Origin of the sequence: Paenibacillus sp. FSL H7-0350 (assembly GCF_038593195.1) — a bacterium.
Lineage (GTDB): Bacteria > Bacillota > Bacilli > Paenibacillales > Paenibacillaceae > Paenibacillus_AQ.
In genome coordinates this window covers 4,624,044-4,642,388 of the sequence record NZ_CP151972.1, presented here as the reverse complement: position 1 = coordinate 4,642,388, position 18,345 = coordinate 4,624,044, and the positions used below count along the sequence as shown (strand labels likewise).

The following is an 18,345-nucleotide window of genomic DNA, read 5'->3' as shown; positions in this document are numbered from 1 at the left end:
AGACGAAAATACCCTGTGTGCTATAATAAATCTACTTGTAATGAGCCGGACAGTTATGATTACGGAGGTTCCAGAGCCATGAAATTCAGACAACCGTTCTTCGCCTCGCTGAAGCGGCACCCTACCTACATGAAGCTTATTTTTTACTTTGTCAGTGCGAACGTTCTGGTCTTAGGGATATCCTTCGTCCTGCTCTATGGGCAATCTTCCAAGACACTGCTGGAGGAAATCGGCGATCATTCGGAATCCCTTCTCGTCAACGGGGCCCGGAATACGTCGCGGCTGATGGAATGGGCACTTGATTTCAGCTTCTCCTCCAGTAATGACAGCGCGCTTAAGGTGTATGCCCTTTCGGACCATTACAGCGATTTCGAGACTTATGAAGTATGGAGCCAGTTAATGGACATTAAGAACGCCAACCCCTCCATAGATTCTGTCTACCTCATTAACGATTATACGAATACGGTCATTGACTCCAGACTTGGGTTAAATGATACCGCAGCTTTTTACGATCAGGATATTATTAAGCGCTTACGTGACCCGGAAACAGCCAACCATAGCGTGCTTATTCCGAGAACCTTGTCCCTCCCCCTTACCGGGAACACGCCCAAAGAAGTGATGACCATTGTCAGATTTTATGAAAAAGGCAGCTCTATCTCCGCGTTCGTCATGAATGTGGATACCCACAATCTCATGACCCTGCTGCAGAATAATTCAAACTTCGCGAGCCGGTCGATCACCGTGCTGAATGACAGAGATGAGACGATTTTTAGCAGCACGCCAATGAATCCGCAGCAGATTGCCGAGCTCAGAAGCCACGGGATGAAGGGAGCCAGCGGCTGGAAGCTGTTTCAGCCCCAGGATCAGGGAGAGAAGCTGGTGGTCTATGCCGACTCCTCCGTTAAGGGCATCCAGGATTGGACCTTCATTGAGATGATCCCGAAATCCGCCATTCTGAATAAAATCACGGTCCTGCGCGATACCAGTCTGATCCTGTTCCTCGTCTTGTTCGCAGCCTCCCTGGCGGTGATTATTCTAATCTCCAAACGGGTGTACTCACCCATTCAGGAGCTGATCAGCCGGGTCATGCGGCAGCATCAGGCGGAGAAGCCGGGCCTTGGCGCGAACGCCAATGAACTCGAATACTTATCAAGCGTTTTCACCTCGCAGCATAATCAGATTCACGAGCTTACTGAGCAATGGCGGCATAATAAATTTCTGGGCAGAGAACGATTCTTAAGGGATTTCCTGGGCGAGACGTACCATTCGGCAGCGGAGATCTGCGCTCAATTCGTGGAATGGGGGATTGATCTGCCGGGCGATGAGTTGTCCGTAGCCATCTTCCGGATCGACCACTTCGCAGAATTCTCGGGAGTGTACCCGGAGAAGGACCGGCGCCTGCTCCGGTTCGCGATGTCCAATATCATTCAGGAGTCGCTGCAATCGTCCAGGCACAAGCTGCAGACCGTAGATATGGGGGACGACCACGTGGCTGTAGTCTTATCGGCTCCCTTGTCAGAGGAATTCGCGAAGGAGCTGCAAGTAGCAGGGCGGCTGATCCAGCAGTATTTGTCTGTGGGAACCACCGTGGCCTGGGGCCGGACATTGCCTGGCTTAACCGACATGCATGAGGTATATCTGGAGACGTATGATCTGACGCAGGAGAGGTTCCGCTTCGGACACCGGTCGCTCATTGTGAAGGAATGGCTACCTGCTGCGCCCGGGGAATTGTATCATTTGCCTGTGAGTCAGGAGCGGCAGATCGCCCAGGCTATACTCAAGGGGGACGCCGCCGTCATTCTGGAGGTCTTACGCTCAGCAGTTGTGAAGTTGCGGGAACTGCCTTATTTTGAATGTAAAATGTCTCTGATTACCTTGTTCATGGACATCCGCCGGCTTATCCAGGAGCATTCCTCCCAGCCGCTGCCTAGCTCGTGGGGACTGACGTCCATCGAGAAGCAGATCATTCGGCAGGAAACGATGGATAACGTCATGCCCTGGATGGAGGCTTTGATTACCAAGACGCTCGAAGACATTGCGGCCGCCCGCAGCCAATCCAAGAATATCGCCCTGATCGGCCAGGTGGACCAGTTCATCGAGAGTCATCTCACCGACCCGAATCTGTCTGCCACCATGCTGGCCGATCACCTGGGCTTGTCCGTCAATTATTTCCGCAGTCTGTACAAAGCAGAGACCACCCAGTCCATCACCGATAAAATATCAGAGAAGCGGCTAACGTTCATCTGCCAGGAGCTCATTGCCTCCGACTCGCCGATCGAGCCCATCGTGCAGCATTTCGGCTTCTCGTCCCTGAACACCTTCTATTCCAGCTTCAAGAAGGTATACGGCATGACCCCGGCCCAGTACCGGAAGAAGTACCGGGCCGGGGATGGAGGGGAGAAGGTGTAGGGCAAGTGAAACCTGTACCTTCTTATATTTGCGCGCAAAGAAGCGATAAGGATGTGTTCCTTATCGCTTGTGTTGTTATTCCAGCAAATTGCCTCTTTTATTCTCCCTTATAGGCCTTACGCAGCTCTGCAAGCTCAAACTTCTTCATCTGCAGAAAAGCCTTCGTCACACGCGCCAGCTGCTCCGGCGTACCCTTCTTCATCATCTCATTCATCTCCGCCGGAATAATCTGCCAGGAGATGCCGAAGGCATCCTTCAGCCAGCCGCATTGCTCGGCTTCAGGAACTGCGGACAGCTTGTCCCAGTAGTAGTCAATCTCTTCCTGAGAATCGCAGGATACCATGAAGGAGACCGCTTCATTGAAGCTGAACTGATGATTATGCGCACTGTCCATTACCGTGAACCACAGATTCTCCAGCATGAAGTCCGCGAACATAATCGTTCCTTCCTGATCCGGCGCAGAGCCTGCCGGGTAGCGGGTAAGAAGACCTTGCCGCGAATCCTTGAATACGGACAGATAGCAGGACATCGCCTCTTCCGCCTTCCCGCATCGATCCCCCACGAACAACAAGGAAGGAATGATCGCAGGCCGCTCTTCCCCTGCCGGATTCGTGAGAATCAGCTGCCAGGACACTCCGAACTTATCCTGAATCCAGCCATACCGCTCACTGAACGGATACTTGCCGAGCGGCATCAGGGCGGTGCCGCCTTCAGCTAACTTATCCCACACCTCATCTAATCTCTCTGCTGCATCCTTTTCCCGTGAGGGATCAAAATTCACAAAGAATGACACAGCCGGATTCAGCTTGAAATACGGCCCCCCGCTGATCGCCATGAACGGCTGCCCCCAGACCTCAAAAGAGACCTGACCCGCATCGCCGGACGGCGTATCATGAATGGTGTTCACACTTGTAACTCTGGATTCCGGGAACACAGAAGCATAAAAGCGGGCGGCTTCTGCCGCCTCCTTGTCATACCATAGATGCGGGACAATTCTCTGTCTAATGCTGGCCACAACGATTCCTCCTCAGCTTCCTGTCCGTTCCGGTCCAAGGACAGGGATAGGGCTTCAATTTGCTTTATTATACACTAATGAGGGGCTACTTCATTCTTTAATTGGACAACATTGCAACATTGCCCGGCCTCCGGCCTGGCCCGCAAAGGCTAATCCTCTTCCATTGCCATATCCTCAATACCCCGCCGAATACTCTCTTCTCTCTTTTAAATTAACAATATCCTGGCCCGTCGGGTTCTGGAAAACGCGAAGTCCAAACAGAGGAATAATCGCAAAAATGTGATCAAAGATATCCGACTGTACCGACTCATACACACCCCAGGTCGTCTCATTGCTGAACGCATAGATTTCTAAGGGCAGTCCACTGTCTCCTGCTTCTAACTGTCTGACAATGAGCGTCATATCCTTATGAATTTTGGGATGATTGCGCAGATATTCTTGGACATATTCCCGGAATACTCCGATATTCGTTAGCTGTCTTCCATTCACTTTGCTCTCCATATTGATATGATGTTCGATATTATAAGCGTTAATTTCATCTAATCTTGTCGTGACATAATCGCTGAGATAGTGTACTTTCCGGAACTCTTCAATCATTTCTTTGGTACAAAAACATATGCTGCTTGTATCAATACAGACACTTCGCTTCATCCTTCTGCCGCCAGAAGCTTCCATGCCCCGCCAATTTTTAAAAGAGTCTGAGATCAGGGCATAGCTTGGAATCATGGTAATGGTTTTATCGAAATTCATCACCTTTACCGTATTCAGCGTAATGTCAATTACATTGCCGTCAGCATTATATTTAGGCATTTCAATCCAGTCGCCTACACGGACCATATCGTTAGAGGATAATTGCACCCCTGCCACGAGGCCCAATATAGAATCCTTGAAGACCAACATAAGAACAGCAGATAAAGCACCCAGTCCACTAAGAAGAATCAGCGGATTCTGTCCCATGAGGTTAGAAATCACTATAATAGCAGCAATAATATACAGAATAATCTTCGCAACCTGAATGTAACCCCTGATCGGCCTAATCTTGGACACTTCATACGTACGATAAATAGCATCGATGGCATCAAGCAGGGCATTAAACACCGTGATCGTTACGATAATCATATAAGTTAAGGCAATCTTTATAATGAAAGACTGATACAGTGGAAAAATAGGTGCAGCATAATAGATGATAAAGGCCGGAGCGAGATGCGACAGCTTGTGAAACACCTTTTTCTCCAAAAAGAAATTATCCCACGTATACCGGTTGTTATTAATGATATGGATGATGATCTTCAGTACGATTTTTTTGGCTACAAGATTGGCCACTACAGAGAGCAAAGCGATAAATAAAATCATAATGATGTTCGAGAGATACACACTCATTTGCTCGCTCACGCCATATCCTGCAAGGTTTTCTTTAATATAATTCATCATTTCCTCCTGACAGGTGCATAGTAGCCTACAATTATAGAGGATAAATAGGGGTTATGCAAAAATGAAAATACTTGCAATGTTTGAATTAGTACTATATAGTTCTAGTCATGACAAAGGTAAAAATAATGAATCAAAAACGTGTGCTTGAAGTCGCGGCAGCCTTATTTTTAGAAAAGGGATTTGCTTATACCAGCATGGATGAATTAGTTCGTGTGAGCAAGGTATCAAAATCGAATGTGTATTATCACTTCGCTGATAAGGAAGAGTTGTTAGCAGGAGTCGTTGATTATTGGATTGAAGCGTATGAGCGTGCAATGGATGAAATCCTTTCCCAGAACCAATTATCCGTGGAGGATCGTGTCCAGATGTTTTTAAAACATTTATCGCAAGGAGTTCAGTCCAGAGAGTATAAGGGTAGCTGTCCATTTATTACTCTTTATATTCAAACCCCTGCACAAGCAACGCACATAAAGGAAAAAATAGGTCTCTTTTTTACAGGCTTACAAATGAAAATCTCTCTATTGCTTAAGCAAGGAGCAGAAAAAGGCGAGTTTAGAGATACGATTCATATTGATGAGGTGGCGGCACTTTTTATAACGAATCTGGAAGGAGCACTGTTTCTGTCAGAGACATTGAAGGATGCAACGGTGATCACGACAACAGCCAGCCACTTTTTTAACTTGCTTCGATAAGAAGCATTTTTTTTACAACAAAATTAGTACCATTCAGTACTAAAAAGGAGCGCGGATGATTTGAGGACTATATTTTTGACAGGTGGAACAGGCTTTATCGGGAGGCAACTCGTGGAGGAGCTTCTTAAAGAGGAGAATATGATTTTTCTTTTAGTGAGATCGAGAAGTAAAGCAATACGTGTTTATCAGGAAAAAGGGTTTTTCAACGAGGCAGCCCTATTCTTTATTGAAGGTGATTTGACGAAACCAGATTTAGGTCTAAGTGATGAAGATAAGGAGAGGGTACTACGCACGGATATTATTATTCACGCAGGCGGACAAATGGATATTCAAGCGACAACGCAAGAGGCAACTTCTGTGTTTTTAAATGGTGCCAAGCATATCAGTGAATTCGCTAAACGTATCCACCAATTGAAGGGTTTGCAGCAATTTATTCATGTAGTTGGATATATGTCCCCCTTTGATGATGATAATAGCAAGGTTGCGATTGATGTGTTTCAAGAAGGGCACGACTATCTGAAAATAAAAAATCCGTATGAAAGAACCAAATTTTTAGCAGATCTGTATATTCGCCAGCAGGCATCCGCATTAGGGTATCCGCTATCTGTGATTAATCCGCCAACCGTAGTCGGCAGCAGTACAACAGGAAGTACAGAGCAGGTAGCTGGCTTAGGCTTGCTTGTGGAGAGTATGCGCAGAGGGCTGATGCCAGTTATTCCTGGAGGCAAGGGGTATAAGTTACCGCTTATTTCAAACGATGCGCTGGCGAAGTTTATTGTTCAGGTTGTTAAGCTGGAGCAATCGTCTATTCAAACCTATACACTTGTTCCAGACAACCAGCATGATCCGGATATATCTGAATTATTAGGCGTTATGTCAGAAAGTATGAATATGGCCGCACCTGCAATCTCTGTGCCGCTTCGCTTCATGAAGGCACTTATGAACAGCGGGATCAGTAAAATCACACAAATTCCATCGGATGGACTGAACTTTATTACAAATAGAACCTTTTCAAATGATCTACCGAAAAAAGTCATGGGAGAAGATTGGTTTACTAAGACGAGTGTGATGAATTTTCTCCCGGCCGTAGTAGCAGATTTGGATTACCGCCTGATGTACCCCAATGACCAGTATAATCATGCATATGAACGAAACTTAATCGGAAACACTGTGATTTATCAAATACCAGGTGAGGGCAAGCCATTTATTTTATTCCACGGTTTGCTCAGTGATGGAGCCGATTTATTTCCTTTAGGACTAGAGCTTCATGAAAAAACGGGTCGACCCGTATGGATTCCAGATCTTCCGGGTTTAGGACGTTCCCCTTTTAAGCGGGACAAGAATCTTCTGGATCTCTATTTGAATGTAGTGAAGGAGTTATCAGGAAAAGCCACTCATGGCGCACATTGGATTGGCCATTCCCTCGGAGCGGTTATTCTGCTGGAAGCGTCAGCGTGCGAGTACCTGGATACGAAGAATACTATCACTTTACTTCAGCCACCTGTTGCCAAAAAAAATTCTAAATCGTTCAATACTCCTCAATTTATGAACAAATGGGCATTGAAGTTAGCAACGGCTAATTCATTAGAACGTTATTTAATTGATAATGGTCTGTTTGAAAATATAGAGAGCATTCCGAAATATTATATTGCCAAAGTACGCGACAGCTTCACTTCGCCTAGAATTGTAAATACCACTCTTCAACTCAACCGTTTTCTGTCGAAAAATTATCAGGGTGATTTCACCAAAGTACCAAGGTCTAATCTTCATGTTATTTGGGGAGATCAAGATCGGCACTATTCTGCTCCAGTACAGCTTGGTAACGTTGATGTTGTTCCCTATGGTCATCATTTTCCTCTTAGCCATCCAGGGAAAGCGGCTTGTTATATTCTAGGGAATTAATAATACATCCTCAGGCATGAAAAAAGACACCTCTTAAGGTGTCTTCTGCTTTACTCCATATTGGAGCCGAGGGGAGTTGAACCCCTGTCCGAAGATAACGGAACATAAGCTTCTACGAGTGTAGTTACAGTTTTGATGTCACCCTAGAAGCCCCCCGTAATTATATAATTTGCCTAACTTATAGAAAGGGATAATCCGCACATAGGCTGCTCCCTCATCCCTTACTTCCTCAAAGCATTGATCCCCTGCTCCGTTAATCCAGTGGCCTTTACAATAATCGGTATGTCTAGATTCAGGTCAAGCATGTTCTTAGCTACCTTCTTTACACCTGCCATTTCCGCACTTCCCAGCATAGATGCCTCATCATGCAGATACTTCTGTCTGGCCTCATACAACCGTCTGGCTTCTGAATCCTGACTCAAATATTGCAAGGTATCCATTGCCTTCTCCAAACCCGGCTCATTCATCTTCAGCACCTCCCATTGTGATGTATCGGCACCTTTCAGGAATAACAGCCAATTGATCACCCCGCCTTCAGACGGAACGCTATGTTCATCCAGCTTCGGCAACTCCAAGAAATGCACCTCAATGTCGTCAATCAAGGATATCCCTGTTCGGTCCTCCCGCAGATGAAATACGTTATGATATTGCTCATTCTTCAAGAACGTATAGTTTAAAATGTTTATCGTCACGCATTTCCTCAACTCTGGATATTTGTCTCCCTGACTCAGTTGACTCGCATACCGTTTGCTCCCATAAAACATCGTTCTCTTTTCAATGTCATACTTATTAAACAACTGCATCTCTATATCAATCAGTTTACCTTCAGAACGGTTACCCATTAGTTGAATATAATCCTCTTCGGAGCACATTGTTTGCATAATTTATTTTAACAATATACTCAGCGTTATCGTCGTCATTCAAGTTTTTCTCATGATACGATGCACCTATTCTACTTTCCTAACGTTATCGCAGCATATTCTAACAATTTTGATAAAGATGTGGATGATTAGATGCTGCGAACATCGATGGTCCATTGGAGGCTGTTGGCAATGTAGCTGTGGGGCATAGTATTAAAGAGGTTATTAGAAGCCCTTTGGATAGGCAGGTTGACAATCGCAATAGGTGTAACTATAATGGTTGCAGAAGGGGGTGCCTGCAATAAAAATAAGCACTAGATTTTCTGTAGCAATTCACATACTGAGTTTTTTGTCCATTGGGAAAGATATGATTTGTACTTCAGAGTTGGTTGCAAGTAGTGTAAATACAAACCCGGTGGTCATTCGCAGGGTAACCGGGATGTTGAAAAAGGCTGGTTTAGTCAAAGTTAATTTTGGCTATGGAGGAACATATCTTTTAAAGCCAATTGATGAAATAACCTTGCTTGATGTATATCGATCGGTAGAAGTAGTTAATGAAGGGCAGTTGTTTCAGATTCACGAAGATACAAATCTGGATTGCATTGTTGGTGCTAATATTCAAGATGTTCTTAGCATTATATTAAAAAAAGTAGAGATTTCTATGGAAGATGTTCTGGCAAGTTTCACTATAAAAGATGTTGTTGATGGGATATTAAAAAAGGCTCAGTTATCTTAAAGCCTTTTTTTTTACACAAAGTGTAACTGTAACAGTTACGTTTACACAATTGATAACTGTAGTCTTAACAGGACACAAAGTGGTACGAAAGGCTAGGCAAATGCAATAGTTAATATGCAAATAATTTACCAATAAAAGGGGAATGTACAAAATGGGGAAAATACTTGTTACTGGTGCAACAGGCGGTCTCGGCAATAGAACACTGGAGCTTCTTCTTAAGAAAGTCCCGGCAAATCAGGTCGCTGTATTGGTGCGAAATCCTCAATCCGAACAAATTGCAGGTTTTATTAAGGAAGGTGTGGAAGTCCACCAAGGAGACTACTTTGATTATAACTCCCTTTTACGAGCTTTTAATGGTGTTGAAAAAGTAATGCTTATTTCCGCAATTGCATTTACCGACCGTAACACACAACATTTCAATGTCATCGCTGCTGCAAAACAAGCAGGTGTCAAGCAGGTTATTTACACGTCAATTACAAGAAGAGAAGATTCAGACTTAATTATCCCTGAAGTTACGAGATCAGACATCTTTGCGGAAGAGGCGCTCAAGGCATCCGGTTTAGAATACACCATTCTGCGGAATCCGCCGTACTTCGAAGCCATGCCTAATTATTTCGGTAGTAACGCTTACGAAGTCGGCGTAAGAGTACCTGAAGGTTCTGGTAAAGTTGCCGCTGCATCACTCTATGATTTAGCGGCAGCCAATGTGGCTGTTCTTACACAGAACGGTCACGAAAATAAGACATATACACTAAATGGCAGTGATGCGAGATCATTCACAGACATCGCTGATGACCTCTCCGAGATTAGTGGAACAAGAGTTGCCCATGTCACTATTAGCGAAAAAGAATATGTGGAGAATTTGACGAGTAATGGTGTCCCACTTCACGTTGGTGAGTTCTTATCAGCTTGGCTACGAGGTATTAACAGCGGAGAATTCTCTGAAACGTCTGGAGATCTTGAACGACTGATTGGTCGGAAACCCATGACATTTAAAGAATTTTTTAAACAACGTTTCCCACAAAATAAGGCGTAACATAAAGAAGAAACAGGAATTGTACTTCGTTAGCTCAAAATTCGAAAACAAAGGTGCGGACAAAATCGGCACCTTTCTTCATCACAAGTCTAATCGAACCCCTGTCCGAAGATAACGGCACATAAGCTTCTACGAGTGTAGTCACGGATTTGATGTCACCCTAGAAGCCCCCCGTAAAGGGATATTTGGTATAGTTGGGTTAATAACTTGTCAGTGAGGGGGAGAACCTATGGATGAAGTCGTTCAGGTCATATATTCGCCAAGCGAAAAATAAAATTTGTGCAAGCATACTCGGCATGCAGATTCTGAGAGTTTCCTAAACCATATCCATAAAACAAAAAGACACCCCTAAAGGTGTCTTTCACTGATACTCCATATGGAGCCGAGGCGTGGACGTGCAGAGCTACAATTCGGCGGAGCGTGATGCTCTTCAACAAGCCTGGCCGTTTCCTCCTCAAAACAATGCCTCATCCTGCTAACCATGAAGCCATCTATTGAACTATCGTTCCCGTTAGCGGAACAGTTTATAAATCGAGAACCGGAACCGGTCCGTCCATCCAGTTCAGCTGGCTATCCATCATGAACTGAACCGTCCAATGATGCTCTGCCTGATACCAGTTATTAAATTCCACAATACTCTTGTACAGATTTTCTACGGCTTCCGGCGTTCGTTCTTCCAGTACCCGATGGATGTCCGTCAACAAATTCTCAGGCTTCTTTTGGGCCCCCTCTAGAACCTGTAAGAACCACTTATAAGAAGGGAAAAGTGTTTCGTTGTGTAGCAAAATCAACCGACCTGCGAAAAAGACATAGTGGGTCAAACAGTAGTCGATTAATAAACGATTGTTGCGTTTCAGTCCTTCGTAATAATACCATTTCCAGGTTTCGAATTGTGCATAGAACTTCTGCATGTTCTCAGTCTTTTTCTCCACCGGATATCGGGGAGCATCATGGACCAACCGTTCCAACCCCTCGATATTGGAATAGGTGACGAACGCATCCTGGAATGCGAACTTAGCAGGATCGCTGCCGGATTCGGCCACTTGCTTGATGTAGGAAGCGGATACAACTTTCCCGTCCACATAACCGCCTTCATAAGAACAGGATTCCGTTTCGAAATACCCAAGATTATGGATGGAACAAGCTTTCTTGTAATCCTCTTCGGAAAGGACGATCATAATGTCGATATCAGAGGTTTCGCCCGCAAAGCCATGCGCCACGGAACCTCCGATGATAATCCCTTGTACGTCGGGTCTGGCTTTAAGCTTGTTGGTGATGGCATCAATGGCAGCCTGATGATGGGGATACATAATACATCCACTCCAATATAATTAATATAATCATTAATTAGTAAGCCAATACGTTAATTATAAGTAAATAATATTCCACTTTTGAAATTCCCGCAATCCCCCGAATGAATCAATCGTCTTATAGATAACTGCCCGTTAGTTTAGTTCCATCTAAAAATCAACCAAGCTCCAAAAATCTAGTGATTATCAACCGACCAAATTTGCCATTTGCACGAGCGGCTGATCAGCCAGAAAGCACCAATTCCGATTAGTAGCAGGAGAATCTCCACAAACCACAAGCTGATTTTCCCTGGGTACGCCTTACGCCTGATAGAGAGCCGGAGTGAAATCAATAAGAGCATGCAATAAAATGGCATACACCAGAACTATTTTCCTCTTTGCACGCACTGCGTACAGGACAATAAGCGATAGAGCAATTTGAATAAAAAGTGCGGGTATCCGTTCCAAGCCTCCCAGAAGAACCTCATAAAATGAAGCATTCAGCAGCTTGCTCTTGATATCTGCCAATACATCGGGTGATGCTTTCCCGCCCAGTGACTGCTCAAGCTTGCCCGTATTTATCATTACGGCATATACGAGCGACTGAATCGAGGTCATTCCGGCAATAAATATCGCTTCACCCCCCCCATCGCCCAGTCCGTATGCAATGCCATCTCTTCGTTTCCGATTATGTTTAAGCAGTAAGCGGAACCCGAAATATCTGCCGGCCTCTTCAAAAATCCCAGCTACCAGTGCCCCATACACTGCGAAAAGTAACGGATTGGCGAGTAAACCATGTGGCCGCTGTTTTTATTATAGGTCCAGGGGGCTGTCTTATAGTCCAAAATAACCGCAAAAATGAAAAAAGACACCCTTCAAGGTGTCTTCTACTTTACTCCATATGGAGCCGAGGGGAGCCCGCCCCCCTGTCCGAAGATAACGGCACATAAGCTTCTACGAGTGTAGTTACAGTTTTGATGTCACCCTAGAAGCCCCTCATCTGAATTGACATGGTAAAGAATAATACCATAACTTATATTATATTCCTGTCTCTAACGCCTCTGCTAATGTACAGAAGCCATCAGCAAAATGGATTTGTAGAAAAATAGTACTCATAAATAGTATAAGGTGAGGCATCATTAGTAACACAAGGGAGCCCCCTAACATTGGATGCTCCCTCATTCTTTACTTTCTCAAAGCATTGATCTCCTGCTCTGTTAATCCTGTAGCCTTTACAATCGTCATTATGTCCAGATTCAAGTCAAGCATATTCCTCGCGACTTCCTTTATACCTGCTAATTTAGCACTTCCCAGCATGGAGGCCTCATCGTGCAAATACTTCTGTCTGGCTTCATACAACCGTCTGGCCTCTGAATCCTGACTCAAATATTGCAAGGTATCCATGGCCTTCTCCAATCCTGGCTCATTCATCTTCAGCACCTCCCATTGTGATGTATCGGCACCTTTCAGGAACAACAGCCAATTGATCAATCCGCCTTCAGACGGAACACTACGTTCATCCAGCTTCGGCAACTCCAAGAAATGAACCTCGATGTCGTCAATCAAGGATATCCCTGTTCGGTCTTCCCGCAGATGAAATATATTTTGATATTGCTCATTCTTCAAGAACGAATAGTTTAGAATGTTGATCGTTACGCATTTCTTCAACTCTAGATACTTCTCACCCTCACTGAGTTGACTCGCATACCGTTTGGACCAATAAAAGAGCGTTCTTTTCTCTATGTCGTACTTATTAAATAACTGCATCTCTATATCAATTAGTTTACCTTCAGAGGTCTTCGCATAAACATCAAAATGGATTGTTTGTCGAGCGGATCATCTTTATCCGTATACGGGTTCATCAGGATTATCTCAGTCAACACGGCGGCCCGCCAGCTTCCGTAAAAATGCGGTTAAGAAACGCCAGCAGCACGTCCTTATTATTCTCGCTGCCAAATATCCGTTTGAACACAAAATCCACACGTGGGTCCAGTAAATCCATCGGCATCGGCTCCATTCGTTATTATTATAGCATTTTTCAAGTGCGGAGTTTGAATTGCTATTGACTCTATCTTGATATTAAATAATTAGGGTTTCATTCCACGCACTACAAACAGCATATAAATTTGAAAATCCCATACCCTTTTCTGGCCTATGACGAGGTCTCTACGCTTATTATATCGATCACAAATCAATAATTTGAGTTCCTCTGCATATGCATACTCTTCATCAAGTTGGTTTAATCCCATCTCTAATCCTTCTATGGCCTGCTGACGATCCAACTCTACCATTCTTAGCTTTTGATCTATAGAAATACTTGGGTTATCTAGAATCACTGGCAGGGTAATTGCGTCTACTTCTATATGAACGAAACCAAGTTCTTCGAATAATATTGGTAATAACGATGGGTCTGTTGCATAGTTGCCGATTCCCCTTGAAGAATCCTTCCTGGACCAGATGTCATGAATCGGTTTCCATAATTCCTGTTCCCTCACTGACATCTCTGCATGTGGAGCAGATAACGGCGTGGAGACAATGCTTTTCTCAGGTCGAGAACTCATCACTGAGACCATACCGCCTGATCTACATATTCGCTGTTGTTCAAGTAAGAAATCCCGATTAGGAACGTGTTCAATCACAGTATGCGATAGGCAGGCATCCACAGAATCAGAAGGAAGAGGAATTTTTAGTACATCCCCTTCTATGTATGTAATATTATTCATACCTTGCTCTTGAGCTTCTTTACTAGCGTACTCAATAAAAGCAGAATCACGGTCAACGCCTATGAGAGAAACATCATGGTACAACCACTTCGATATTTTTCGGGTCAATGTTCCAGGACCACATCCAAGATCGACTGGTGTTCTCCCATTCATAGGCTTTATCCTTTGGCGTGCCTAAGGATAAAACCCTTTAATTTCCGATTCCGTATCATAGAGGCTCAATACCTTCTGTGGTCCTTTTATGGTATCGGAATATGTAGTTTTATTTTACATATAATACACATGTATGATATATGTATTATATGTATTAATTATAAAAAAATGGATGGTGAAAATGAAATGAATAGTAAAAAAATATCAAAGAAGAATTTTTCATTCTATTCTTTTATAATTGGTGTTTATGTAATCTTAATTGCTCTTATTGATCATTATGCTATAAAAGCAGGTCAGCTTGTAGATGGTATCGGCTTTTTTTCTCTCTTTTATATTAGTCCTATAGGATTAATTTTCGGACTAATAGGTCTTAAAAATAAAAAAAATAGAAATATCTCGCTTTTAGGGATAGGAATTAATTTATCAGCAATTATATTTTGTGTACTCATTCTGACGGTTTTTTATACTCCGTAATATACAATTAAGTGCTGTACTCATCGCATTGATTGTTTTCTTATGTGTTTTATCAAACCGGTGAGTATAGATCTTGTTTGTTGTAGCCAAATCAGAATGCCCTAACGCTTCCGAGATTGCCTTTAAGTCAACACCCGCTTCATAGAGAATACTTGCAAAAGTATGACGCAAATCATGAAGTCTGATTTTAGGCAATGCATTACGCTCTAAGAATAAGCCAAATTGCTCAGTCAGCGTATTCACACGATACGGCCTTCCATTGTCCTGGATATAAACATAGCCACTATCTATGTACTCATCACCCAACATCCATTTGTACTCTTCTTGACGCTCTCTGGCCCTGGTAAGGACCTCAAACAGTTCATCCGTCGTATAAAGCACACGCTTGCTCTGTTCCGTCTTGGGGGCTTTTATAATCTCTTTACTGCCTGCGCTAGTACGAACCTCTGCTATCTGGATGCTCCTATCCTTGAAGTTAATATACTTCCATTGAAGACCTACAATCTCTTCACGTCTAAGTCCCAAATAACCGGCCAGATATACGGGTAATTCAAGCTTGGTGTTTTCTACTCTGTCTAACAGAATATTTAATTGATCCCGTGTATAAGACTGGCCTACGAACCGTTCCTTCTTAGGAAGAGTTACAGCGTCTGATACGTTACGATGCACAAATTGCTGCTTCAGGCCGTAATCCAACGCTTTCCGAATACAGGCATGATGTTTATGTACAGTATTTGGAGAAAGCTGCTTGTCATCCATTAGATATTTATAATACTGTTAAATGTGTGCAGGTTGCAGCTTTTGTAACTCGAAGTTACCCAAGAAAGGAATAATATGCTTAAAGATAATATTTCTGTAACCATAAATGGTTGTCTCTTCGCAGTTATACTTTACGTAGTTCTCTATCCAATGCTCAAGAAATTCGGAGAAGGTCATTTTTGTCGTCTGGAGCAATAAATTACGTTGCTGATTATATTCAAATTCATTCAATAACTTTTTAGCTTCGGCCTCAGAGGAAGCGGACGTATATTTCCTGATTCGTTTGCCTTTACTATCTGTACCGAAATCAAAAGTAACCCGAAATTTGGTTCCAACCTTGGTGATGCCTCCCTGCCATGCTATCATCTCCTAATTCTCTTTGCCGTAGGGGATTCCTCTACCTAAGGTTAGGATAGCATGCTGTAAGATATTTTGTTAATAGATAGAACTGTAGCCAAATGGACTACAGTTACCCTCAAGAATCACGCAGTTAAACGAGTGTTGGCTACAATTTGGCTACAATCCAGACCTGTATAAGTAAAAAACCCGCTCTGGGAGCGGGTTTTAGGATGGAGCCGAGCCGTGGCTTGGCAAATCCACAATTCGCCGCCGTGTGATGTTGAGGATATTTGGGGATGTGGCATAATTTCGAAGCTTATATTGTCACTACTCTTTATCAGATTTCCCGTTCTCACAGACGTTTCTAACTTCTTTTACGTGATATTGAAAGGAGTTGTCCCTTCCCTGCACTTAACCGCCCTAAGCCGTAATAGGAGTGACCATGGAAAACATATTTTCAAAATCGTTATATCACCAAGATATTATCAACTTACCTTCATCAATATATCCTTTAATATCGGTAACAAAGCCTTCTAATTGTTTCTTAAAATCACTCGAGTACACATCGAATCTCAAGAAATATTCAATCCAATCGATTTCTTTCCTTCTCATAGAGACACCATAACGATCTCCAGATGCCACTGCGTTAGTTACGGCTTTCTTTCTTCCCTCGACATAAATTTTGACTACACTTTCGGGAATGTTCTTTCCTTCTTCCTCTAACAGTATTGCTCCGCCATGACATTTCCCATACTCTTTACTAGAATAACTCAATACATCCCCAAACATTTCCGTAAATTTGCTCCTGAGTTTATTTGGCAAAGTAAGGTTTGTTGAAAGTTTGCAGAGGTTGAGAAATCTCTTAAATCGGTCAGGGAAATAATAAAAGTCATTTATCATGTACCTAGCATCATTTGCAAATTCCATGGAATAATAGATAATCTCGTTATATTCCTCGATATAATCAGTGTCAGAATACTCCCTAATAATGGCTTCCACTGAGTCAAGTAACCTGAGTCCTGCACGGTCAGGTAGTTGGCCAGTGAAATCAAACTCAGTATCAGGAGCTAATATCATTAAACTTGTTGGATCTGTAAATATTTTGGAAATTGCTTTTAGGTAATCTGCAACTAAATGCTCAGTAACCACTGTAATTTCTCTATTTAGCGCACGCTTGATAGCATCTTTTATTTGCGGGTAATTCTCTTTAGATAAAATATTATCAAAGTCCAATCTTTCTTTGTAAGTACTCAGTTCACTTGTTAACTTTTCGACAAACTCTGGCAAGTCACTAAAGCCTTCGTCAAGTACAGTAATACCACAACCATGCAAAAAATCCTTATGTAGTTCATAGTATTGACCGAGAGAGTTTTTATCATGTTCGGTTAATACAAGGAATGCCTTAGGCTGATCCTTCTCAACCTCATTAATGATACCATCATAATCCTTTCTAAAATGAAAATAGATTTCATGTATATTTATATCCCTAAAACCGTAACCAAGCATCAAAATAACATTAGTTGCAAATATTGTGTATAATTTACTTTTGTAATAACCAAAGTTATGCATGAAATTATAGTACTGTGAATGGGTTAAAACTATACTAGCCGGTTCTGAAATGTGCCCGTGGATTTTGTAGATTACCTTACCCTTTTCGTTCAACGAAAGTTCTTTTCCAACACCGGGAAAAGTAATTTCTGTCCCTACGAATATTTCTCTCTCTAAATTTTCATCGTAATTCGTTGTTACTATTGATTGAAAGGATTGATCACCTAATAATTTCAATTTTTCAATTTCAGGTTGCTTACGATGTGTTTCTTTAGAGTTCTCGTGCACGCATTCAACTACGATCTCATTAAACTCTTTCAATAATTCTTGGTTCACTCTACTACCAAGAAACCCCTGCAATTTCACATCATCATCTATATTTTTAAATGACGGTTGTTCTTTAAATTTCTCAACTTTATCAGCAAAATGCTTCTTCTTATAGAACTGCCATAATGCTTCAGCTACTTGTAAGGGGTCTTTTCCCTTGAGATCACTTTCTGACAAACTGAGATTTATCTTACTATGTCGTGTAATTGACAAAAGAAGAGTATCCCATGAAGGATTTCCAAAAAAATAGCTAAAACCAGCTCCAATAAAAGGAACCACCCTTTTCGCATGCATCGCTTTTAATAAAGATTCAGGTATACTCACAAGTTCGACCCTCTTTCGGTTCTTAATACGGATCTTCATCCAAACAGGCAATTATAAACAAAGCCCCTATTACAAACGACCTTATCACTAATAAAGCTGAAGGACCATCAAGAGCGTCTGCGAAACAAAGACACAAAGTATAGCAACGAAGCAAAAAGTAAAAGCAGGATATCGTTCTTAATCTTTTGCTAAAATGTTCTCTAGAAGTTACCTTACCATCAATATCCAATATTAGACAAGTGAAAATGAAAATCGACTTTAAAAAACCTTTCTTAAGGATGATACCGCAATAATCGCGAAAAATAGCGAAAGAGCCGTCAAAAGCGTC

The 18,345-nt window shown here is 42.7% G+C and carries 13 protein-coding genes and 3 pseudogenes; 6 read left to right on the top strand and 10 right to left on the bottom strand.

The features are described 5' to 3' along the window. The first annotated feature begins 78 nt into the window (after positions 1-78). A complete protein-coding gene (locus tag NYE24_RS21350) occupies positions 79-2,409 on the top strand; it encodes a helix-turn-helix domain-containing protein (RefSeq protein WP_342476605.1) in 2,331 nt (776 codons plus the stop codon). 97 nt (positions 2,410-2,506) lie between these two features. Here NYE24_RS21350 and NYE24_RS21345 read toward each other — a convergent pair whose 3' ends face one another. Further along, positions 2,507-3,424, bottom strand: coding sequence for a VOC family protein (locus tag NYE24_RS21345; RefSeq protein ID WP_342476604.1), 918 nt, complete (start codon positions 3,422-3,424; stop codon positions 2,507-2,509). Between the two features lie 174 nt (positions 3,425-3,598). Continuing rightward, positions 3,599-4,852, bottom strand: a complete 1,254-nt coding sequence (locus tag NYE24_RS21340; RefSeq protein ID WP_342479277.1) for a mechanosensitive ion channel domain-containing protein — start codon at positions 4,850-4,852, stop codon at positions 3,599-3,601. A gap of 128 nt (positions 4,853-4,980) precedes the next feature. Between NYE24_RS21340 and NYE24_RS21335 the strand changes: the two genes are divergently transcribed. Together NYE24_RS21335 and NYE24_RS21330 are read left to right on the top strand one after the other, a co-directional pair. Next, on the top strand, positions 4,981-5,547 hold the full coding sequence (locus NYE24_RS21335; protein ID WP_076155831.1) for a TetR/AcrR family transcriptional regulator: 567 nt from the start codon (positions 4,981-4,983) through the stop codon (positions 5,545-5,547). Between the two features lie 60 nt (positions 5,548-5,607). Then, positions 5,608-7,449 (top strand): alpha/beta fold hydrolase, encoded by a 1,842-nt coding sequence (locus NYE24_RS21330; RefSeq protein ID WP_342476603.1) that lies wholly within the window; start codon positions 5,608-5,610, stop codon positions 7,447-7,449. Between the two features lie 221 nt (positions 7,450-7,670). Here the strand turns inward: NYE24_RS21330 and NYE24_RS21325 are convergent. Beyond that, positions 7,671-8,279, bottom strand: a pseudogene (locus NYE24_RS21325) (Rpn family recombination-promoting nuclease/putative transposase); the annotation flags it as partial. 331 nt (positions 8,280-8,610) lie between these two features. On the opposite strand from NYE24_RS21325, the gene NYE24_RS21320 reads away from it, so the two are divergent. Further along, positions 8,611-9,045 (top strand): Rrf2 family transcriptional regulator, encoded by a 435-nt coding sequence (locus NYE24_RS21320; protein ID WP_342479276.1) that lies wholly within the window; start codon positions 8,611-8,613, stop codon positions 9,043-9,045. A gap of 151 nt (positions 9,046-9,196) precedes the next feature. After that, positions 9,197-10,081, top strand: coding sequence for an SDR family oxidoreductase (locus tag NYE24_RS21315; protein WP_342476602.1), 885 nt, complete (start codon positions 9,197-9,199; stop codon positions 10,079-10,081). Between the two features lie 524 nt (positions 10,082-10,605). Here NYE24_RS21315 and NYE24_RS21310 read toward each other — a convergent pair. From NYE24_RS21310 to NYE24_RS21295, 4 genes and pseudogenes are all read right to left on the bottom strand, one after another. Further along, complete coding sequence (locus tag NYE24_RS21310; RefSeq protein WP_036690116.1) at positions 10,606-11,391, bottom strand: nucleotidyltransferase domain-containing protein; 786 nt, start codon at positions 11,389-11,391, stop codon at positions 10,606-10,608. A gap of 300 nt (positions 11,392-11,691) precedes the next feature. Next, positions 11,692-12,147 (bottom strand): annotated as a pseudogene (locus NYE24_RS21305) (YhfC family glutamic-type intramembrane protease); the annotation flags it as partial. Between the two features lie 408 nt (positions 12,148-12,555). Then, positions 12,556-13,387, bottom strand: a pseudogene (locus NYE24_RS21300) (Rpn family recombination-promoting nuclease/putative transposase). A 70-nt stretch (positions 13,388-13,457) separates the two neighbouring features. Continuing rightward, positions 13,458-14,246 (bottom strand): class I SAM-dependent methyltransferase, encoded by a 789-nt coding sequence (locus NYE24_RS21295; RefSeq protein WP_342476601.1) that lies wholly within the window; start codon positions 14,244-14,246, stop codon positions 13,458-13,460. Positions 14,247-14,414: 168 nt separating this feature from the next. Between NYE24_RS21295 and NYE24_RS21290 the strand changes: the two genes are divergently transcribed. Continuing rightward, a complete protein-coding gene (locus tag NYE24_RS21290; RefSeq protein ID WP_342476600.1) occupies positions 14,415-14,720 on the top strand; it encodes a hypothetical protein in 306 nt (101 codons plus the stop codon). Here NYE24_RS21290 and NYE24_RS21285 read toward each other — a convergent pair. From NYE24_RS21285 to NYE24_RS21275, 3 genes are all read right to left on the bottom strand, one after another. Beyond that, entirely contained in the window at positions 14,670-15,479 is an 810-nt protein-coding gene (locus NYE24_RS21285) for a site-specific integrase (RefSeq protein ID WP_342476599.1), read from the bottom strand. The two genes, NYE24_RS21290 and NYE24_RS21285, sit on opposite strands and share 51 nt — an antisense overlap. An 18-nt stretch (positions 15,480-15,497) precedes the next feature. Beyond that, complete coding sequence (locus NYE24_RS21280) at positions 15,498-15,845, bottom strand: N-terminal phage integrase SAM-like domain-containing protein (RefSeq protein ID WP_342476598.1); 348 nt, start codon at positions 15,843-15,845, stop codon at positions 15,498-15,500. Between the two features lie 444 nt (positions 15,846-16,289). Further along, entirely contained in the window at positions 16,290-18,017 is a 1,728-nt protein-coding gene (locus NYE24_RS21275; RefSeq protein WP_342476597.1) for an SIR2 family protein, read from the bottom strand. Between the last annotated feature and the right edge of the window lie 328 nt (positions 18,018-18,345).